Annotated in this window: 20 protein-coding genes, 1 tRNA gene, 1 pseudogene and 1 other annotated feature; of the genes and pseudogenes, 13 read left to right on the top strand and 9 right to left on the bottom strand. The window is 35.4% G+C overall.

Going from position 1 to position 21,292, the window contains the following annotated elements:
- Positions 1 to 7: 7 nt before the first annotated feature.
- From GZA11_RS01260 to GZA11_RS01235, 6 genes are all read left to right on the top strand, one after another.
- The gene (locus GZA11_RS01260) at positions 8 to 877 is read left to right on the top strand and encodes a gamma-glutamylcyclotransferase (protein ID WP_163182625.1); all 870 of its coding nucleotides are present in this window, start codon (positions 8 to 10) and stop codon (positions 875 to 877) included.
- Positions 878 to 1,060: 183 nt separating this feature from the next.
- Positions 1,061 to 3,046 (top strand): acetoacetate--CoA ligase, encoded by a 1,986-nt coding sequence (locus GZA11_RS01255; RefSeq protein ID WP_235924768.1) that lies wholly within the window; start codon positions 1,061 to 1,063, stop codon positions 3,044 to 3,046.
- Positions 3,047 to 3,779: 733 nt separating this feature from the next.
- Positions 3,780 to 4,154, top strand: a complete 375-nt coding sequence (locus GZA11_RS01250) for a DUF3450 domain-containing protein (RefSeq protein ID WP_163182590.1) — start codon at positions 3,780 to 3,782, stop codon at positions 4,152 to 4,154.
- Between the two features lie 222 nt (positions 4,155 to 4,376).
- Positions 4,377 to 4,589, top strand: coding sequence for an aspartyl-phosphate phosphatase Spo0E family protein (locus tag GZA11_RS01245; RefSeq protein WP_163182623.1), 213 nt, complete (start codon positions 4,377 to 4,379; stop codon positions 4,587 to 4,589).
- Positions 4,590 to 5,159: 570 nt separating this feature from the next.
- Positions 5,160 to 6,164, top strand: a complete 1,005-nt coding sequence (locus tag GZA11_RS01240; RefSeq protein ID WP_038535100.1) for an acyltransferase family protein — start codon at positions 5,160 to 5,162, stop codon at positions 6,162 to 6,164.
- Between the two features lie 70 nt (positions 6,165 to 6,234).
- Positions 6,235 to 6,945, top strand: coding sequence for a GDSL-type esterase/lipase family protein (locus GZA11_RS01235; RefSeq protein WP_163182589.1), 711 nt, complete (start codon positions 6,235 to 6,237; stop codon positions 6,943 to 6,945).
- A 47-nt stretch (positions 6,946 to 6,992) separates the two neighbouring features.
- On the opposite strand, the gene GZA11_RS01230 is transcribed toward GZA11_RS01235, so the two are convergent.
- Both GZA11_RS01230 and GZA11_RS01225 read right to left on the bottom strand, forming a co-directional pair.
- Positions 6,993 to 7,106, bottom strand: coding sequence for a YjcZ family sporulation protein (locus GZA11_RS01230; protein WP_081905016.1), 114 nt, complete (start codon positions 7,104 to 7,106; stop codon positions 6,993 to 6,995).
- Positions 7,107 to 7,147: 41 nt separating this feature from the next.
- A complete protein-coding gene (locus GZA11_RS01225; protein WP_081905017.1) occupies positions 7,148 to 7,264 on the bottom strand; it encodes a YjcZ family sporulation protein in 117 nt (38 codons plus the stop codon).
- Between the two features lie 88 nt (positions 7,265 to 7,352).
- Here GZA11_RS01225 and GZA11_RS01220 point away from each other — a divergent pair, with 88 nt between their 5' ends.
- From GZA11_RS01220 to GZA11_RS01205, 3 genes and pseudogenes are all read left to right on the top strand, one after another.
- Positions 7,353 to 8,336 (top strand): SpoIID/LytB domain-containing protein, encoded by a 984-nt coding sequence (locus GZA11_RS01220; protein WP_163182588.1) that lies wholly within the window; start codon positions 7,353 to 7,355, stop codon positions 8,334 to 8,336.
- Positions 8,337 to 8,487: 151 nt separating this feature from the next.
- A pseudogene (locus GZA11_RS17005) lies at positions 8,488 to 8,955 on the top strand (hypothetical protein).
- Between the two features lie 178 nt (positions 8,956 to 9,133).
- A complete protein-coding gene (locus GZA11_RS01205) occupies positions 9,134 to 10,501 on the top strand; it encodes an MDR family MFS transporter (RefSeq protein WP_038535105.1) in 1,368 nt (455 codons plus the stop codon).
- 314 nt (positions 10,502 to 10,815) lie between these two features.
- On the opposite strand, the gene GZA11_RS01200 is transcribed toward GZA11_RS01205, so the two are convergent.
- A complete protein-coding gene (locus tag GZA11_RS01200) occupies positions 10,816 to 11,262 on the bottom strand; it encodes a YndM family protein (RefSeq protein ID WP_038535107.1) in 447 nt (148 codons plus the stop codon).
- A 312-nt stretch (positions 11,263 to 11,574) separates the two neighbouring features.
- Positions 11,575 to 11,836 (top strand) — a binding site (T-box leader).
- 69 nt (positions 11,837 to 11,905) lie between these two features.
- On the opposite strand from GZA11_RS01200, the gene ilvA reads away from it, so the two are divergent.
- Together ilvA and GZA11_RS01190 are read left to right on the top strand one after the other, a co-directional pair.
- Complete coding sequence (gene ilvA, locus GZA11_RS01195) at positions 11,906 to 13,171, top strand: threonine ammonia-lyase IlvA (protein WP_163182587.1); 1,266 nt, start codon at positions 11,906 to 11,908, stop codon at positions 13,169 to 13,171.
- A 187-nt stretch (positions 13,172 to 13,358) separates the two neighbouring features.
- Positions 13,359 to 14,078, top strand: a complete 720-nt coding sequence (locus tag GZA11_RS01190) for a YebC/PmpR family DNA-binding transcriptional regulator (RefSeq protein ID WP_038535112.1) — start codon at positions 13,359 to 13,361, stop codon at positions 14,076 to 14,078.
- A gap of 62 nt (positions 14,079 to 14,140) precedes the next feature.
- Here the strand turns inward: GZA11_RS01190 and GZA11_RS01185 are convergent, their stop codons facing one another.
- A complete protein-coding gene (locus GZA11_RS01185; protein WP_407938517.1) occupies positions 14,141 to 15,052 on the bottom strand; it encodes a DMT family transporter in 912 nt (303 codons plus the stop codon).
- Positions 15,053 to 15,238: 186 nt separating this feature from the next.
- Between GZA11_RS01185 and GZA11_RS01180 the strand changes: the two genes are divergently transcribed.
- Positions 15,239 to 15,760 (top strand): YbaK/EbsC family protein, encoded by a 522-nt coding sequence (locus GZA11_RS01180; protein WP_038535113.1) that lies wholly within the window; start codon positions 15,239 to 15,241, stop codon positions 15,758 to 15,760.
- 149 nt (positions 15,761 to 15,909) lie between these two features.
- On the opposite strand, the gene GZA11_RS01175 is transcribed toward GZA11_RS01180, so the two are convergent.
- The 4 genes from GZA11_RS01175 to GZA11_RS01160 form a co-directional block, all read right to left on the bottom strand.
- Positions 15,910 to 16,302, bottom strand: a complete 393-nt coding sequence (locus GZA11_RS01175; protein WP_081905160.1) for a GNAT family N-acetyltransferase — start codon at positions 16,300 to 16,302, stop codon at positions 15,910 to 15,912.
- Between the two features lie 291 nt (positions 16,303 to 16,593).
- A tRNA-Pro gene (locus GZA11_RS01170) sits at positions 16,594 to 16,667 on the bottom strand.
- Between the two features lie 98 nt (positions 16,668 to 16,765).
- Positions 16,766 to 17,824, bottom strand: coding sequence for a potassium channel family protein (locus GZA11_RS01165; RefSeq protein ID WP_038535117.1), 1,059 nt, complete (start codon positions 17,822 to 17,824; stop codon positions 16,766 to 16,768).
- A 743-nt stretch (positions 17,825 to 18,567) separates the two neighbouring features.
- Positions 18,568 to 19,245 (bottom strand): SOS response-associated peptidase, encoded by a 678-nt coding sequence (locus GZA11_RS01160; RefSeq protein ID WP_038535119.1) that lies wholly within the window; start codon positions 19,243 to 19,245, stop codon positions 18,568 to 18,570.
- A gap of 82 nt (positions 19,246 to 19,327) precedes the next feature.
- Between GZA11_RS01160 and GZA11_RS01155 the strand changes: the two genes are divergently transcribed.
- Entirely contained in the window at positions 19,328 to 20,110 is a 783-nt protein-coding gene (locus GZA11_RS01155; protein WP_163182586.1) for an arylamine N-acetyltransferase family protein, read from the top strand.
- A gap of 455 nt (positions 20,111 to 20,565) precedes the next feature.
- Here the strand turns inward: GZA11_RS01155 and treR are convergent, their stop codons facing one another.
- Complete coding sequence (treR, locus tag GZA11_RS01150; protein ID WP_038535122.1) at positions 20,566 to 21,282, bottom strand: trehalose operon repressor; 717 nt, start codon at positions 21,280 to 21,282, stop codon at positions 20,566 to 20,568.
- Positions 21,283 to 21,292 lie beyond the last annotated feature (10 nt).

Raw genomic sequence — 21,292 nt, 5'->3', positions numbered from 1 at the left:
AAATCAAATAAAGAGAGAGGAGAGGCCAAATGAACCAACAGTATGTTTTTGTCTATGGAACCTTAGGAGACATGCTAAATATCATGATTTACTTAAAGATTCCGTCTTAATTTCTGAGCAAGCTTGGACAAAAGGAAGACTTTATGATACAGAAGATGGTTACCCAGCATTATTGGAATCGACAGAAGGTACTGTCTATGGTGAATTATATCTTGTAACAGATGAACAATTAAGTAGATTAGATAGGTTAGAGGAACATGAAGAAAACAGGGACAACAACTTGTATGATCGGAAAAAGAAAATGATTTATCATGACCGTGGGGAAACAGAGGCTTATACTTATTTCATCACTAAACAAAATGAATTCATGCTGAAAACAGCCATACCTTCAGGTGATTGGAAAATTTATCAATTTGAGAAGCAAAAAGGGAATGTTCTTTATTATGCATATGGTAGTTGCATGGATCATGCACGGTTCAAACTGGCAAATGTTGATCATTACTTCCAAAAATTGATAGGAAGAGGGATACTTGGATATAGTTTGCGTTTTACAAAAAAGCTTCCTGACGGTGGCCGGGCGGACATTGTAGAAAATGGAGGAATTGTGGAAGGGAAAGTTTATGAGGTCCCACGTGAATGTCTCCATTATTTATATCAACGCGAAGGAGTCGATATCCGTCTCTATCGTCCCGCTTTAATTGATGTGAAAATGGACGGACAAATTGTTAAAGATGTATTAACTTTTATCGTAGTAGATAAGGATCCGGAAACAGCTCCGCCCGATCATTATTTAGAGGAAATTATTCGTGGGGGAAGGGGTATTTTAAGTGATTCCTATATAAGTAGATTAAAAGAACATGTGCGCACCCTTGCTTAGCTAGAAATATTAGTATACAGACATTTTGTTAAGAGGATATTTTCTGGTTTTTAATTTTAAAAAACATTTTATTTTTTGAATATTCAAGAAGGAAAACGTCATTCCTGACTCGTATATGGTTATTAAAAGCTTTTTATTAGAAAGACGAGTATGAAACGAACAACCAGTGATGGAGGTATGGGAATGACGATTGAAAAGGTGGAAGGAAAATTATTATGGGAGCCTAGCCAACAATTTAAAGATGAATCAAATATGAAAAAATTTATGTTGTGGCTTAAGAAAACTCGTGGATTATCTTTCGAAACCTATCATGAATTATGGAAATGGTCAATTACATCAATCGAAGCTTTTTGGGCAGCAATTTGGGATTTCTATAAAATCCAGGCGAAAACGCCGTATGATGAGGTTTTGACTGGAAGGAAAATGCCAGGAGCACAGTGGTTTCCTGGGGCGACATTAAACTATGCCGAACACATTTTTCGTAATGAAATGGCGGATAAGTCAGCGATCATCTATGAATCTGAGATTCGAAAGCAAGGGGAAATCACTTGGGGGGAACTAAAACGACAAACGGCAATCATAGCTAATTACTTAAAATCATTAGGAGTAAAACAAGGCGATCGTGTGGTAGCATATGCCTCCAATATTCACGAAACGATCGTGGCATTTTTGGCGTGCTCAAGTTTAGGAGCAATTTGGTCAAGCTGTGCACCAGAGTTCGGTATCATGAGTGTCATAGATCGCTTTAAACAAATTGAACCGAAAGTATTAATTGCGGTTGATGGGTATCGTTATGGTGGGAAAGACTTTGACAGGATTCCACTGATAAAAAAAATCCAAGCCGAGTTGCCTACTTTAGAAAAAACGATAATTATTTCTTATTTAAATAAAAACCCAAATATTGAAGAACTATCTAATGCTGTTCTTTGGGAACAATTGATGCAAGCAAATGCAGAAAAGCTTGTGTTTGAACAGGTTCCGTTTAATCATCCGCTATGGATCCTTTATTCATCTGGAACAACTGGAAAGCCTAAACCAATCGTTCAAAGTCACGGCGGAATTTTACTTGAACATCTAAAAATGATCGGTCTGCATATGGATTTAAAGACGGACGATCGTTTTTTCTGGTATACAACTACCGGATGGATGATGTGGAATGTGGTTGTCAGCGGACTGCTTGTTGGTTCAACGATTCTCTTATATGATGGAAACCCAGGTTATCCAAACTTCCATACCTTATGGCGGTTTGCTGAATCGACTAAAATGACCGTGTTTGGAACGAGTGCAAGCTATATCACTTCATGTATGAAAGCAAATATTCATCCGAAAGAACATTTTAACCTTTCTCACCTAAAGAGTATTGGTTCAACAGGATCTCCTCTTCCTGTAAGTGGTTTTGAATGGGTATATGAAAAGGTTAAAGAAGATATTTGGCTCGTATCAACAAGTGGAGGAACCGATCTTTGTACAGCATTTATCGGTGGTTCTCCTTTACTGCCTGTACATTCAGGAGAATTACAGGCTCCTTCCCTGGGAGCAGCTGTAAAAGCATTTAATGACTTAGGACAAGAATTAGTAAACGAAATTGGGGAACTCGTCATTACGGAACCGATGCCTTCGATGCCGATTTATTTTTGGAATGATAAAAATGGTGAACGATATAAGGAGAGCTATTTTGATGTATATCCTGGAATTTGGAGGCATGGTGATTTCATCAAAATAACCTCGAGAGGGAGTGGCATTATTTATGGCCGCTCGGATGCGACCATCAACCGTGGAGGAATTCGGATGGGGACAAGTGAGATTTATAGTGCACTTGAAAGAATACCAGAGGTAATGGATAGTTTAGTAGTGGATCTTCCCATTCGTAAGGATGAATCCTATATGCCATTGTTTGTTGTATTGAAGGAGGGAGCAGAACTTTCTGATGAACTCAAAACCCGTATCAAACAAGCCATTCGCCACTATTGTTCACCTAGACATGTTCCTAATGAAATTTATCCAGTAGATGAATTGCCGAAAACGCTAAATGGAAAAAAACTCGAAGTACCTATAAAGAAAATATTAATGGGAACTCCTGTTGAGAAAGCAGTAAATATAGGATCATTAATAAATCCTGATTCGATCAAATATTTTGTTGATTTTAAGCAACAATTACATCAGATTTAAGGAAAAATTTGAGTTACGAACTTTGTATAATGAAAGATTAAAAATGACACAAGATACTCATTACATTAATGATAAATCATTAATTTTTTTAAGGAACATCACTATTGATTTAGTGGTGTTTTTTTATGATCTCAAATTCCACTGCAGTTACACTACGATGGTGAAAAGAAATAGGAAGAACCATTTGTATTTTAGGGCGAATGAATGAAAGAATTAGCAAAACTTGTAGGAAAACAGGAAATAATCATATAGCATTAGACTCGATCAAGTATATTTAATTAGGTGGGATATAATTCACGGAGAGTTTTGTTCATGAAGACATGGCTTTAAAGTACATAAGATTAGATGTGTTTGATACAACATTAGCCCTTTCGGCATAACATATAACAGCTACAGATATTGGGGAGGGGTCATTATGTGTAATAATCGGGAATGGTGTGAAAAACTTGTTTTACAATTTAGTTTAGTTAACACCAACTGAGATGTAATATGCATAAGGGATTGTAGTTGTATAGAAAATAAAAAGCTACAGAAAGCTTAAAATCAAAAAATAAAAGAACCAAAAGAATGAAAAATGCAATAACCCAACCAATGATTCGAAAGATGACAAAATATGACATTGGTAAAAACAATTAGATTATAAAGCTTTATAACAGGAACAGGGTTAAATTCATTGGATGAATGAAATGGTGCTAACTAGTCCTTATATAATATATAGTTATGGGGTGAGTTCATGAATAAAAATAGAAATAAAAATAAAAGGCTTTACATTACCCCTCTTCTCCCTCAAGAAGAAGTTGATTATAGTTATAAAACCTTAAGTAAATTTAAATATAAGCCACCTAACAATACGGGGGTAATTTTAGGTATCATTGGTGGTGCATTAGCTACTGTAGGTGACGCATTGGCAACTATTGGGTCAATTATTCAACTGGATATAGATGTTGAGGCCGACTTTCAATCACAATTAGATGATTTTAAGTCAGATCAAGAGAAGGAAAAGATGCAGGAAGAAATTGATACGCTCAAGGGACAGGTGAAGGAAATTGAGGATCTTAAAGAACAGTTGAAACAACTTGAAACTCTTATTAAGAGTAACCAAAATTAGGAGGTTACTCTTTTTATTTTCTTCTTGATTGGTATGAATGATAGACGCAATCAGAAAAATTAGCTAAGGTTTATGGGAATTTTTGTCGAATTAAAGAATATCTCGTCTTTTTAGCACTTGTTTTATCGAAACCATTCAATTTCGGTAGGAAAATGATATAATTCACCTTACGTATGATTGTTCTATAGACAAACTTAGTGGGATTTCGAGGTGTATAATGCCATGCGTCAAGCAGAATTTTTAGAAGAGGCTATTAGAAAGAAAAGAGAAGAAATGGTGTCAATCGGAATGGTGAAGGGATTGCAAAGTAAAGAGACAATTATTTGCAGTCAAGAATTGGACAACCTTATGAATGAGTACTATAAGGTTTTGATAAATTCCAAAGAATCTAGTACAGTTTTAGATTTCCATGACATTTTATTAACTTCTGCATAGATATTTCTCCAAGATTTTACCAACAATGACTTTTTCTTCGTTCATTTCATCCATAGATTTAGCCCATTTTTTACAATTTAATTTGAATTATAAGATGTTCCATATTGAGATAAATGAGTTCTTAGATTCGATTGATTTTCACGTAATGATTCATACCACCATTTCCAAATATTGAAAAGTGAAATATCACAACTTTCCGTTTCTAGACTCGATTTAACAATAGCCATCTAATGTTCATTCAAGGAAAATGTTTAGTAAGTTTAATCAGAATTTGGAGGTTTAACTTAAGAGAATATTAAAAATTGGGCACCCATTATTGGTGCCTATTTTTTTGACCAAAATTTTTCTACTTGTTAGGTGGATTGGTTACGTAATGGTAGGTATTCTCGTAAAATTAATATTTCATAATAATAATTTGGTACCAAAAAGTAACAAAATAATCGCTTATTTATTGAGAAAATTCAGATTAATTACAATGGTTTTAAAAAGGTCAAAAAAGATTACAGCTTGTCGTAATCTATAGATGAATTGAAATGGGTATGGTAGGATTCTAAATATAGGAGGTTGATCATGAAAACAAGAGACGCATATTATGACAATGCGAAATTCTTGCTAGTTTTCTTCGTTGTTTTTGGTCATTTCATTCAATCCTATATTGAAGAAGATAAATTATTCTATACCATATATACGACCATTTATACTTTTCATATGCCAGCATTTATTTTAATTTCTGGCTTTTTCGCTAAAGGGTTTCAAAAAAAAGGATATATTAAAAAGCTATTTAAAAAATTGCTTATTCCGTATTTAATTTTTCAAGGAATTTATTCACTTTATTACTTCTTTATTAATGAAGTCAAAAGCATTGAATTAGATCCACTTAATCCACAATGGTCATTATGGTTTTTAGTTAGTTTATTTTGCTGGAATGTTATGCTTTATGTTTTTACAAAATGGAAGGCCGGAATTGCCTTACTCATATCGGCAGCATTGGGAGTATCTGTTGGTTATTTTGATGAAATTAACAGCTATTTAAGTTTGTCACGGACCTTTGTATTTTTTCCATTCTTTTTGCTCGGTTATTATTTGAATAATGATTACTTTGTAAGGATTCGAGAGAAAAAATTTCGGTTTACATCATTTTTTATCTTGATTTCCATTTTTATCACTATTTATTTAGTTCCTGAATTTGAGTATAAATGGTTTTTTGGTTCGAAACCGTATGATTCCTTGGAACCTGCCCATTTAAATGGAGGGCTAATCCGTATAGGGGTTTATTGCTTGACATTATTGGCTACACTTAGTTTCTTGGCATTAGTTCCAAGAAAAAAATTCTTTTTTACACAATGGGGAACTAGTACACTTTATGTTTATTTGTTGCACGGATTTTTTATTAAATTTTTCAGAAACAGTGAATATGTAGACATTATTAATCATTCTGATCAAATTATTGTTTTAATCCTCTTGTCCATTTTCCTTGTCGTATTTTTATCGAGTAAAATGGTCAGACGAATTTCTCAGCCGATCATCGAGCTGCGATTTTCATTTTTAAATAATACAAGCCATCAACAGAGGTAAACATTCCGTTTACATGAAGGCAGATACATCTGGGCAAACTCCTAATAGGTTACTATTAGGGGTTTTTATTATGAAAAAAATTTTAATATTGTTCCTCATAATGATCATCTATACTTCTACCTATTGTTCCACTGCCTCTGCTAAGGAGATCCATTTGACTGCAATCGGTGATTCTATCACTTACGGTACTGGAGAACCTTCAAAAAAAGGGTATATTGGTCGCCTTCGCGACGCATTAGAAATCAAAACAAAGTTTCCAGTGAGTGTAAATAATTTTGCTATACCGAGATATACAACAGAAAATTTGTTGAATCAACTTCAGGACAGACAAATAATGAACTCATTAAAAAAAGCTGACTATATCATATTATTTATCGGAACCAACGACTTTAGAAAAAGTGCAGGGTACCAATTTAATCAATTGAATTTAAAGAATATGAATAATGGTAAAGTAAAGTTTACTGCAAATTTAAGGAAAATATTGTGTATTATTAGAAATGAAAATCATACAGCCCCAATTTTAGTTTTGGGACTATATCAACCTTATGTGGAATATCAAAATCATCAAGAAATCCTTACCATTATTGAAGAGTGGAATTATGGAATAGTAAATATACTTGGAAAAATCGAAAAGACATACTTTGTACCGACCATTGATTTATTTATAAATAAACCGAAGAAAAAGTATTTTAGTGATTCCCTTCATCCGAATTCTACTGGATATCAGTTAATTGCTAACCGTGTTTTTCAATATTTAGTGACATTAGAAAATGGTTCATAACCCATTGAAAAAGACCATCTGACACGGATGGTCTTTTCCTATTTTTGTCAGCAGTATGCAGCTCCTACAATAATTAACAAAATAAACAATACAACGATTAATACAAATCCGTAATATCCATAACCATATCCAGATCCATACCCACCACAACCGTAAAACATTACAGTATCATCCTTCCTTTATATTTTTTGCCTGCTTGGTGTTAATACCAACCTCCACCAAAGCCCCCAACATATGATGATCCAACGATAATGAGGAGAATAAATAAAACAACGATTAACGCAAATCCTGCTCCGTAACCATTAGCACCTTTTGTCACTAATTAGGCACCTCCTTATCATATGGTACTTTTACATTATGTAAAAACACCTAAGGCAGTACGGGCGTTTAACCTAGGAGGAAAGGAATTGGGCGAAGAAAAGAGGGGAGCGTTGAACTGCAGAAGCATGTATGAATGGAAAAAACAAAAAAACGGAAAGTTATTCTTATATAAAGGCGAAGAATTATTAAATACTTATGCAACATTCACTGTACAACCGATGAATAATAAAGGTTATCTTCAAATCAATGATCGCCAATACTTGGGAAGTTTTGATTTTATAGTGGAAAATGGGCAATATGTTCGACCAATCAACTCAGTGAATATGGAGGATTATTTAAAAGGTGTTGTTCCAATTGAGATGTATCCATCTTGGCATATAGAAGCCTTAAAAACTCAGGCCGTAGCAGCAAGAACGTATGCCTTAAGTTATATGAACCGAGAGCTAATTGATGATACTATAATGTATCAGGTATATGGTGGGTATATTTGGACTCCCAATACGACGAAAGAGGTAGATGAAACGCGAGGACAAGTGATTCAGTATAATGGTCGTTTGATTGATGCAGTTTATTCGGCAAGCAATGGTGGAGTAACAGAAAGCAATGCAAATGCATGGGGCTCAGCCTCAGTTCCTTATTTGACAGTGAAAGAAGATACCTTTGACCCAAAATCTGTTTGGAATTTTTCTTTCCATAAAAATCAAATCAACGTTTCTCAATTGAATTTATCAAAACCAATTGAATGGTGGACCACTGTAAAGGAAGCTGATACAACCTTTTCTAATAATATTAAGATGTGGTTAAATGCTAACGGTTATGCAAATAAAGAGATAAAAATCGTTGATATTCCTGAATTTAAGCTTCATTCTCCAGGTTCTGGTGGACGGATGAGCAAGGGAAATATCACAGTGGAATTTTTCGTGAAGGATATGTTGGATGCAAATGGAAATTTAGCCATTCAGCGTGTCGTATTACAAAACGTTAACATTTCAAAGATCCGGGCGATGCTAGGAACTCGAGTGATGCTTAGTTATTTAGTGGATAAGTGGTCACAGATGATCATCTCGTAAAAGTTAGTGGACGAGGTGATGGTCATGGAGTAGGTATGAGTCAGTGGGGAGCCAAATACAGGGCTGACGATGGTAAAAAATATGATGAAATTTTAAAATTTTATTATAAGGAGTATCAATTGTTACCATTTATGATGAATCCGAGTCTATTGTGAGCTCGCCGAATGAAACTGTACCGGTAAAACAGACGGGGTGGGTTCTGGAAAATGGAAAGTGGTATCATTATAAATCCGATGGAACAAAAACAACTGGATGGTTATTGGATAAGAATAAATGGTATTATTTGAACAATTCTGGAGAAATGCTGACAGGCTGGCAGTTGATCGGTGGAAAATGGTACTATTTGCAAGCAAATGGTGCGATGGTAACTGGTTGGCAAAAGGATAAAAATAAATGGTAATATTTAACATCATCAGGAGCGATGGCAACCGGCTGGATCAAGGACAGAAACAAATGGTACTATTTATCAACTTCAGGTGCAATGGTGACAGGTTGGCTAAAAGACAAAGACAAGTGGTATTATTTATCGACTAGCGGTGAGATGGTAGTAAATCGCCAAAATATCAATGGGAGATGGCATCTTTTCCATTCTAGCAGATATTGGCTTGGTTATATTTAGAAATAATATTGAATAGCTTTTATTTATGAAGTCCGTCATGAGTATATGGCGGACTCAATTTTTTCACAATCTTATCTTAGTGCAAAGTTTTAACCATTTATTATGGCATTTTGCTATAATGATTTAGTAAATGTATGAATTGTTAAATTTAGGAAATAGACTACTAAAGGAGGTCATTATGGGGAAAAATCGATATGTATTTTGGGGACTCGTGGTTACGACCCTCATTTCAGCTCTAGATACAAATATCATGCAAACTGCTAGTCCAACAATAGTAAAACAGCTTGGAGGAAGAGAGTTATTTGCCTGGATATTTGTCGTGTATATGCTGGCTAGTACCGTTACTGTGCCCCTTTACGGTAAGCTATCAGATATGTACGGTCGAAAAAAGCTGTTGATGATTTCTGTAGCTTTGTTCACGGTTGGTTCCATTCTTTGCGGATTGGCGAATTCAATGGTTTCCTTAATTATTTATAGGGGAATTCAAGGATTGGGTGCAGGGGGAATGGTTCCTCTGTCAATGATTATCGTTGGAGATTTGTTTACAATTGAAAAACGTGGAAAAATTCAAGCCGTTTTTAGTAGTATTTGGGCAATATCCTCAATTGTTGGTCCTATTATGGGGTCTTTTTTTGTGGAAACTTTAACATGGAGATGGATTTTCTTTATTAATATTCCAATTGGGCTTTTGACCATTCTTTGCTTAATTCCCTATAAGGAACAAATTGAATTTAAGAAAACCCATATCGATTATAAAGGATTTTTCCTATTTGGTGCATCCATTACCCTGTTGTTGTTAGCAACGAATGTAAGTGAACCTCTGTGGTATGCCGTTGTCGGGGTTATCGGTTTAGTTCTCTTTGTTTGTGTAGAAAGGAAGGAAGCTCAACCGTTTCTACCCGTTACATTATTTAAAAATAAAGGGATACTGATGACTAATCTTTTCATGCTTATTTATTGTTTATCATTTTTTGGAACTTCCAACTATATTCCCTTATTCCTTCAAGAAGGCGCCCATATGAATACTTATAAAAGTGGGTTGATTTTATTAAGTATTGCACTTGGTTGGATGTTTGGTAGTACCCCTGCAGGGAAATGGATTATTCGCTTTGGCTATAAAAAATTATTTATTATTGGTAGTGTTATTACAGCGATTTCAGGGTTTGCCTTGTATATTTTTATTAAGGAGATCACTTATACGAATTTGTTCATGATTTTGACGGTACAAGGATTTTCCTTTGGTTTATTGTTTGCACTCGGTACGATTGCCTCACAGGAATTTGCAGAGCCTAATATTAAAGGTTTGTCAACATCACTGCAAATGTTTTTAAGAAATATTGGAACCTCTATTGGGGTCATGATCATGGGGCTAATCATTAATCATACCGCAAGTATTGTCATTGGCATGCAAAACGTGTTTCTCTATTGTTTTATCTTAAGTATAATCACCGTAATACTTAGCTTTTTTATTCCAGCCAAAACACCTACATCAAGCGAAAACGAGGATATGGTTAGTACGAAAAACAAGATTGAAGTAGGTGTTTAAATTAGAAAAGCGCAAGCACTATGGAAGCGGTTCGCTAGACTTCAAGTCAAAATAAATCTGGGGCTGTCTAAAAAGTTCATTTAAGAGAAAAATGAACCCAAATTAAAAACCCAAGAATGTTGATTTAACAGCATTCTTGGGTTTTGCTTTTATAAAGATTTCGGCTGAAATACCACTTTCCGGACAGCTCCTGCAGTACCAAACCCACTTTTCGGACAGCCCCATTATTTTGACTAATATAACTTTGATATAAAGTTGTTAGAAAATATGTCTAGAAGCTTTTTATTTGCCTGTACTATTTAAGGTGTTTCTTTTCACTCATCTTCATTTTCAGGGCTTCTGACATCTGGTTTAACTGGTGTTAATTCCTCTGAAGCTTCGGTTTGGAATTGTGTTCGGTTCGTACGGATTGTTGTTTGTTCATCAGACTCATGAACAAGGAAACGGTGAAAAAAGTATTCGAATGCCGTTACCGCTACTGCCGAAATAAGAGATGCTGAGAAAAGATCATCTTCAAATGTTAAGGCTCGGCCCATAAACCAAACAACTAGAAAAGTCAAACCGAAGTCAGCCGCTGAGGCGATAAAATTGTTGCTTCTTCTAAGCAATAATAAATCCCCTAAGAAATAACTTAGTAATCCAAGAACTGCCGAAATCAATACGACATCTCCAAAACTAAAATCATAAAACATTCCAAGAATAATACCTAATACAACTAGACATGCAACAAATTTAACCACCAGTCTTACGCCATGCTGCATATTATTACCTCCTTTTGGTAGTAAAATCCCCCAATTGTTATGAGATATACGCCTAAATAGAAAAAATTCACGAATCTTTCTAGTTGAGAAATGGACACTTCATTGCTTTGCTTATTATCAGTTCGCAGTAAAAAAATACTTTTGGAATATCATTTTCCTCTGCATTAAAAAATATTGCCCATACAATGATTGAATTGATAGAAGCCAAATGATTAAAAAATGTAAGCGCTTTAAAAATTATCTAAATATAAAAAATAATCAAAAAATATTGACACATATTTTGTCCGGTGGTAACCTTAATAAAAAATTAATCTTGAATCGATGAAGAGAAGAGTAGGGCTAGATCCTAGTCTATAGAGAGTCGACGGGTGGTGAGAGTCGATGACAGGGCTTGCCTGAAGATCATCTCTGAGATGTGCAGCTGAACATTGTAAGTAAGCTGTGCCGGATGGTTCCCCGTTATATTGGAGCACATACTTTATTTTGTAGTATGTAATCGAGAGCCGCGGTTTATTTTTTTCTGAAAATAGCTGCGGAAGTAGGGTGGTAACGCGAGCAAAAACTCGTCCCTATCTTTGGGGCGGGTTTTTTATGTTAATACGACAATTTCATTTGAGGAACACTTCAAGGAGGGTAAGAGACTATGAGTCAACAGGTAAATAACAAAACTTTTAATGTGGAGGATGTGATCATTGCAAGTCATACAATTAAGGATATGATTGCACCAACACCATTACAGTATAATCACTTGTTATCTGAACGCTACGGTTGTCAACTATATTTAAAACGGGAGGATTTACAAATTGTCCGTTCATTTAAAATTCGCGGTGCCTATAATAAAATTAAAAAGCTAAGTTTGGAAGAATTGCAAAATGGGATTATTTGTGCAAGTGCGGGAAATCATGCCCAAGGTATAGCCTACTCCTGCCATCAATTAAAAATTAGTGGTAAAATTTTTATGCCTAGCACGACACCAAAACAAAAGGTGAATCAGGTTAAATTTTGGGGTAAGGATAGCGTAGAAATTGTCCTTGTTGGTGATACGTTTGATGATGCCTATGAAAAAGCAATCGAGTGTAGCCGGGTAGAAAATCGAACGTTCATTCATCCGTTTGATGATTATGATGTCATTGCTGGTCAAGGTACTGTAGGAGTGGAGCTGTTAAACGACTGTCCGGATAAAATTGATTATGTTTTTGCTGCAATTGGTGGGGGTGGACTGCTCGCAGGTGTCGGTACTTATTTAAGACATTTTTCACCTGAAACTCAACTTATCGGTGTCGAACCTCAGGGTGCACCAGGGATGAAGGAATCAATGAGAAAAGGAGAAGTAGTAACGCTAAAAGAAATTGATCCTTTTGTTGATGGAGCGGCAGTAAAAACCGTTGGTACAAAGACTTATCAAATCTGTAAAGATATTGTGGATGATATTGTTGTTGTTCCAGAAGGCAAAGTTTGTACGACACTATTATCGTTATATAACGAAAATGCGATCGTAGTGGAACCAACAGGCGCCTTGTCAATCGCTGCATTAGATACATATGCGGAACAAATTAAAGGCAAAACGGTGGTCTGTATTGTAAGTGGCGGAAACAACGATATTGGCCGGATGCAGGAAATTAAAGAACGTTCCAAGCTGTATGAAGGTCTACAACATTACTTTATTGTTCAATTTCCGCAGCGCCCTGGGGCATTACGTGAATTTTTAATGGATGTACTTGGACCAAATGATGACATCAGCCATTTTGAATATACGAAAAAAAATAATCGGGAGACCGGACCTGCATTAGTTGGAATTGAATTAAAGGATAAAGAGGACTACTATCCATTGATGGAAAGAATCAAAGCAAAAGGATTTTTATACCGTGAAGTGAACAAAGATAGTACTCTATTTCAAATGTTAGTATAATAATTATTGGCCGAACCAAAAATGGTTTCGGTCAATTTTTCGTTCTAGTTTGGTAAATCTCTTAACAAATGGAGCAATTTAGGTATAATAATATTTGTGTATTTATTATTAAAAATAAGTCCTATATTTGTTATAAACAAAACAACAAAAGCAGGACAGATTTAATTTTGAGAAAGAGAGTGTTCTTATGGGTCGTAAATGGAACAATATTAAGGATAAAAAAGCAGCAAAAGATGCCAATACAAGCCGTATATATGCGAAATTTGGTCGCGAAATTTATGTGGCTGCACGTCGAGGCGAACCAGATCCAGAGTCAAATCAAGCGCTAAAGTTTGTTCTTGAACGGGCGAAAACTTACAATGTTCCGAAACATATTATTGACCGTGCCATTGAAAAAGCCAAAGGTGGTTCTGATGAAAATTATGATGAACTACGTTATGAAGGCTTTGGTCCAAATGGTTCTATGATCATTGTTGATGCATTATCCAACAATGTAAATCGTACTGCATCTGAAGTGCGTGCTGCTTTTGGGAAAAATGGCGGCAACATGGGCGTTAGTGGTTCTGTTTCCTATATGTTTGATTCAACAGCAGTTATTGGTGTGGAAGGTAAATCAGAAGAAGAAGTATTAGAAATTTTGATGGAAGCGGATATTGACGTTCGTGATGTGGTTGAAGAAGATAATCAAGTCATTGTTTATGCAGAGCCTGACCAATTCCACGCTGTACAAGAAGCTTTTAAAAACGTAGGTATTACTGAATTTACAGTAGCTGAACTTACAATGCTTGCTCAAAACGAGGTTACTCTTCCTGAAGATGTTGTTCCAAAATTTGAAAAATTAATTGATGCACTGGAAGATCTTGAGGATGTTCAACAAGTATATCATAACGTGAATTTGGGTGAATAATTAATATAAAAAAGACCTCACAGTAATGTGAAGGTCTTTTTTTGCTTTATATGACACCATGATTACTTTTTCATCGCTGATAAGATAAAGATTGTTGCTATGATTGCTATGGATCCAATCCATTCCATGAATCCAAATGGAACTCCAAGCCAAGCTACTGCTAAAAATGCCGCAGACATTGGCTCTACGCAGGCTAGAAGGCTCGCTTCCGATGCACTAATATATTTCATGCTTTCCATATAGCAGAAAAAGGCGATTAATGTTCCAAAAATGACGACAAATACAACGGATGCAAATGAGGATAAGGACCAGTCCCCTTGGAATTGCCATGGGGGGCTGAAGAAACTAAAAGCTATACCACCGATCATCATACCCCAGCCAACAGTAATAAGGGAGCCCCATTTTGAAAGCAGGTTTGCCGGATAAAGGGTATAAAAGGCAAGGGCAAATGCTGAAAGCACTCCCCACACAAATGCTGGAACAGAAATGGATAAAGCTTGGATATTGCCTTTAGTCACAAGAAGAAAAGTTCCGCCCAAGGCTAAAAATATAGCAGTCAATTCATGTTTGGCTGGCCATGTCTTTCCTCGAAGACAAAGAAAACTAGCGATAATGACGGGTGCCAAGTATTGCAAGACAGTTGCTGTTGCAGCATTTCCGTGTTCAATCGCTGCAAAGTAGGTGTACTGTACACCCCACATCCCAAAGATTCCGAACGTAATTAACTGAAATAAATCCTTTTTATTTTTCCATATATGCCAAATATTTTGTTTTCCCATTGTTTGGGCAAAAAATAATAAACCTGCGCCAGAAAAAACTAGTCTGATCACAACAAGCCAGCCTGTTGTGAAACCTTTATGGTGAAACAAGTATTGAGCAACTGTTCCTGAAACTCCCCAAAAGATGGCGGCAATAATAACTAGTAAGATCCCCTTAGCACGAGGGTAGGGCATGATGGCTCCTTGCGTGTTCAAATTATCCCTCCTATGAAACTAAAACTATCTTAATATTACAGAATATTTAACAGATTTAACAGAGAAAATTTATAGGACGGATCCATCCTATACTTTAATTTAAAGATGTTAAAACGTATAGTTTGTATAATTGTGGAAATATGGTATGATACTACATAATTTCAATTAGGAAAGGGTGCAATGTCAATGTCTTTGGAGAGTGTGAAGGAACATTTAAATCAGTGGGGCAGGGAGAAGGATGTAATGGAGTTTACAACCTCAAGTGCAACAGTAGAGTTGGCAGCAAAGGCCATTGGCGTTATTCCAGCACGAATTGCCAAAACGTTATCTTTTAGAGGGAAAGAAGACAAGGCAATTTTAGTAGTCACTGCCGGTGATGCGAAAATCGATAATAAGAAATTCCGGCAAACATTTGGTTTTAAAGCGCGTTTTCTCAGTCCTGAAGAAGTTCTCGAACAGACTGGACATGCTATCGGAGGTGTATGTCCATTTGGACTGAAGAATCCACTGGATGTTTACCTAGATATTTCTATGAAACGCTTTGAGACGGTATTTCCTGCTTGTGGCAGTTCAAACTCTGCCATTGAATTAACATGTGAAGAAATTTTTCAATATTCATCCGCCAAGGAATGGGTTGATGTATGTAAAGGATGGGAGGATAACGCTGAACAAGAGGAAGATTCTGTGTATTCGAACGTGAATTCATAATGTTATATTATTTGTCATTATGTTTCGATTATAGCAATGGATTTGCCCTTCATGAAGGGTGGGAAAAAATCGATCATGGATGTACAACCAAATCAAAAACCGCCAATTGTAGAATTGGCGGCTTGGGTTTTTCCATAAAGAAGAAATGATTAATTAAGTCTTTTTAAAAATACATAGCTAACCTTGTCGTAGTTCATTTTGTCTTCATAAAATCTATGAGCGTCTTTCCGCTGAAGACCGGATGAAAGGGAGATAATCGGATAGCCATTTTCTTTAGCCCAATTTTCAATATAGGATAAGAGTATTTCCCCATGCCCTTTTGAACGTTGGGAAGAATCTGTAACGAGATCACATACCCAAATAAATTTTCCATTATAAAGGGTAATCATTGGCATGAAGCCACTGACAGCTACTATTTTTCCATTTTCATATAAGGCAACCATTCTGTAGCCTTCTTTTTGTACTGCTTCTTCTACGAGCTTGAGATAACTTTCTTCGTCCAAATGTGTCCGGAGCTGTTTCATTACAGGGAAGGCATCCATCCATTCCTGTTTTGTTGTTAATTCTTTAATATTTATAGATTGGTTGGTAATCAAAATGATCTCTCCTTTTACCAAAAATAATCTTTCTTCAAGGCTTTATGAAAAGAGATGGAGTTCATGAAACCTATTTTTTCGCATGTTCCGATTTTATCGATTGTCTGTAGGATTTCGTGTTGGTGATAAAACGACAGATTCCAGATGAAGATATGTAAATGATAAAAATACGAAATATAAAAAAATAAAAAGCCAGTCTTTAAGGAAAAGAATGGCTTTCTTTGTAAAAAAAATATATCGGAAAGACAGGATTCGAACCTGCGACCCCTTGCACCCCATGCAAGTGCTCTACCAAGCTGAGCTACTTCCCGATTTTTCCTTAATTAAATTATATAAAGATTTCCAATTTTCATCAACCAAAATATTGATCTGATCCCAAATAATTATTTTTCTTCCTAAAGAAGGAAGATTAATTCATAGAATTATTAGGATTTAATTTCTCGAATGTTTCCTTATCACAGATCACAAACAATTGGGCGTTATCTGGAATAAATTGATCCAACTTTTGGTTAATATGTAAGTCACCACGGTCCGCGACTAAAGTAGCTCCATTATTTAATAAGTCAATGAATGCATCCCTGTATGTTTTCCATTCACCACGTTTCGGGATTTCATACATCGTTTCATTATATTTTGTACTCATCAATTCAGAGTACATATTTGTAACCCCATGAGAAAATAATGACCGGACAGCTGCATGCGAAATCATTTCTTGGGATGGGATAAATTCATCCACTTTCACATACTTAAATAATGGAATATGTTTTTCATTAATGACCTCGGCTGTCACGTGAATTTCTCTATCTAATCTATTTTCAATGGTTGAGATGGCAGTGGCTATTAATAAGGTTTTCCCGTCTACAAATAATGGATCTTTCGTAGTAATATTTTCTCTAAGAGATTGATCGGCAAATATGATAACACCTTTTGCTTTTGGCAAATTTGCATTCAGTAACGTTTCTTCTGCCGTAGCATCGCCTCGGATGTAGTACAGCCGTTCTTCGGTTAATGGAGCTTTTTCTAATTCATCGATGATGACAATATCAATTTTTTTATCGGACTTAAGAATTTCTCGAATGGCTAATTTCGATTTTGTACTCCAGCCAATAAGGATGATATGATTTTCACCAGTGTACTTCATTTTTCCTCCAATCTTCATTTTATCGATTAAATAAACAGAATTTATGAATCTCCCTATAAACAAGCTTAATAATCCAATTCCTGTTATATAGAGGAAAATGGTATAAACCTTACCGAGATCCGTTTCAGGTGCATAATCACCAAAACCGACTGTTGCTATGGCAGTAATAACCCAATAAATCGAAGTCAAATAGGATTCAAATGTTTTTGGTTCAATCAAATAAATCCCTAAAGCGGCTAATAAAATGTATAAAAGGACAAATGGTATGAATATTTTTTGCCTTACCTTCATTAAGTTATAGAGCCATTTTATAACTTTTAATCCCATCAGTATCCAGCCCCATCATATTATCCTACATCTTTATTATTCCCAAGCAGCATCAAAAAAGTATTTCGTGTCATGATTTGTAAAGGGGAATTAAAATACGGCAAATAGACATAAGCTCAATATTTAACATGTAATAGGGGCATATTTATGATTCATTTGATCTTAAAGCTGTGAAATACTCACTTTTTCAAAAATCCTAAATGGCTGATTTTCAAGATTTTGTTAGGTTTTAATGTTTTAACATGAATATAAAAGAATGAAAAAATGGAATAAAAAAAAGCGGTAATGACCGCTTTTATAAAGAAGGAAAATTTAATGGGTTAGAATAAATATATGTTCAAGCTTGGACAAGTTGTAGGTAACTTGTCCATTTTACAATTATTTTTTCAAGCAGAATTAAAAAAGTATATCGTGTCATGAATTTTGGAGGGGAATTAAGATACGGGAAATTAGAATTAACCTCAATCTCTAACATGTAATAGGAGCTTATTTATGATTCGTTTAACTTTAAAACATCAATTGTGAAATACTCACTTTTTCAAAAATCTAGAATGTTGATTTTCATGTCTTTGTTAGACTTTGATGTTTTTAATATGAATATAAAGGAATGATAAAAAATGGAATAAAAAAGAAAGCGGTAATGACCGCTTTTATTAAGAAGGAAAATTTAATGGGTTAGTATAAATATATGTTCAAGCTTGGACAAGTTGTAGGTAACTTGTCCATTTTAACAAAAATAGGCGTTAACAAATTTTTTGAATCAGTTCAATGGAGTTATTTTTAGGTGAATTCACTAAAGATGATACTTGATAGGCTTCCATTTGGTTTGGATCAAACGGTACAAGAAATTCCTTTAATAATTTCGTATCTTTTATAGTAGGATCTAACCAAGCTTTTTCATCTTCTCGTTTTAAGATGACCGGCATTCGGTTATGAATATCTATCATCAATTCATTCGGTGTGGTAGTAATGATTGAACAAGTGAAAACAGATTTCCCATTAGGAGATTTCCATTGCTCCCAAATACCTGCCATTCCGAATAAAGAATCTGACTTCAATTTGATTCTCATTGGTGTTTTTGAATGGTCACTATTCCGCTTCCATTCGTAAAATCCGTCTGCAATAATTAAACATCGTTTATTCTTAAAAGCATGGCGAAAACTTGGTTTTTCAGATATCGTTTCAGCACGGGCATTAATCAGTTTATTGCCAATGGACGGATCCTTTGCCCATGGGGGAATCAGGCCCCATTTTAAAAACCCCATTCGGTTTGAATTCCCATCGTTAATAATTGCCAGGACATTCTGTGATGGTGCAATATTATAATTAGGAACAAAATTTTCTTCATCTAGAAAAGCTTGTATATCAAAACGATCCATAATTTGTTCCATCGTAGCAGTTAAGGTATAACGGCCGCACATCCAAGCATCACCTCATCCATAAATTACTGTCATTTTAACACAGATAGAGAATTAGAGTAAAAAGGGTTGGAGGAGTATGAAAATGAGGGATTTAAATAAACTGTTTCGGGCAAGAATAGGTTTTTCCGAAAACGATGAAATTACTTTTGATAAACTATCTGATGTTTTAGAAAAAACCGCAAATACAATCCCATTCGAAAATATTTGTATTATAAACAAGAATATGAAAGATATCTCTAAAGTGAATGTCGTGGACAAAATCTTAAAAAAGAAAGAAGGAGGGCTTTGTTACGAATTAAATTCGATTCTATATTATTTTTTATTGGAAAATGGGTTTGATGTGGAACTAATTAGTGCTGTTGTTTTTGAACAGTCATTGCAGACTTTTAGTCCTACCGGTAGAACGCATGTTGCTATTTTATTAACTTTTAATGGAGAACAATATATCATTGATACAGGATTCGGGGGAAATTTACCTTTAACACCTGTTCCAATGAATGGTCAAGTAGTTTCATCGAGAAATGGAGATTTTCGAGTAAGAAAGATGGTTACAGACCATGGTAATTATGTAATGGAGATGAAATTAAAGCATCGCCATTCTGATTGGGTTCTAGGTTATGCCTTTGATCCATCCATACGAATCGAAAATGAACATGAATTAAATGAAATTCAAAAAATCATTGTCGAGCATCCATTTTCACCTTTTAATAAAAAGTTCCTAGTAACCAAGTTAATAGATAATGGGATAATGGTGTTAACAGACACGTCTTTTACACAACGGATTGCTGGAAATGAATTAAAAGAGGAAATCACTCCTGATAAATTTAAATTGTTGGCAAAGAAATATTTTGGATTAAATATATAGAAAAGCGTAAGCGCCCTGGTCAGCGGCGTATGACGTGGAGGTTCTCCGACTGAGATAAAGGAAACACGAAGAGCGAAAGCGATTCGATGTTGACTTATCGTAGGGAGGAGACCGAAGGGCACTAGCCGCTAGGGCGCTGGAGCTAGACAATTCTCGAAGTTGAGAACATGTTTTCTTATCTTGCTAGAAAAGCGTAAGCGCCCTGGTCAGCGGCGTATGACGTCCTCCCAAAAGCTACCGCTTTCGGTCGTGCGATGCAAATGCTGCCGTAGCCTTCCTTGTGGTGGTCTCCGACTGAGATAAAGGAAACACGAAGAGCGAAAGCGATACAATGTTGTTTGAATAGTAGGGAGGAGAGCACAGAAGTTTTCCTACTGATTATTCTTAATGGCGAAAATAAACATGCTTTTCATTAATAAAAGACCTCCATCCAGTGGAAGGAGGTCTAAAAGATTTTACCTTTGTGGTCTACGTGCAAAGTCGACAAAGCGAAATTTGTCTGGCCGATGTCGTGATTCCGTATACTGAAAAAGGCTAGCATCGTCGAGGTATACATGGCTTTTAATCACCACGACATTATGAAACCCTTCAAGATCTAATAGTTCGCGATCCTCCGTGGAAGGTTCCTGAACCACAATTTCTTTTTTGGCAAAGCTAATGGCCAAATTTAATTCATTTTCAAGATATTGATAAATAGAATCAGAACAGATTTCTTCTGTCAAAGAAGGAACATATTTATAGTTTAAATAATCTTTATCTAAAATAATTTTTTCTCCGCCAATTTCCCTTGTCCTAACAATCTTCCATACTTGATCCTTTCCCGAAAGCTGAAGTTGTTGACGAATAAAGCTGTCCGGTTTAATTAATTCAAGCTGGTTGACAATGGTATTTGGCTTATTTGCCATTTTTCCTGAAAGTTCTTTAAAACTTACTAATCCGGACACAGGAAAATCAAATTTTGAAACATCAATGACAATCGAACCTTTCCCTCTAACCTTTTGGATATACCCATTTTGTGAGAGCAAATTTAAGGCTTTTCTAATTGTTTCCCTTGAAGTTTGATATTGATCACTAAGTTCGTTTTCAGAGGGAAGTAGTGTTTGAGGTGGAATTTTACCACTTTTGATTTGCTCAATTAATTGGTTATATATGGTTAGATACTTGTTCGTCATACAGGATCTC

Origin of the sequence: Neobacillus sedimentimangrovi (assembly GCF_010614825.1) — a bacterium.
Taxonomy (GTDB): domain Bacteria; phylum Bacillota; class Bacilli; order Bacillales; family Cytobacillaceae; genus Neobacillus; species Neobacillus thermocopriae.
This window is presented reverse-complemented; position numbering and strand designations above follow the sequence as displayed.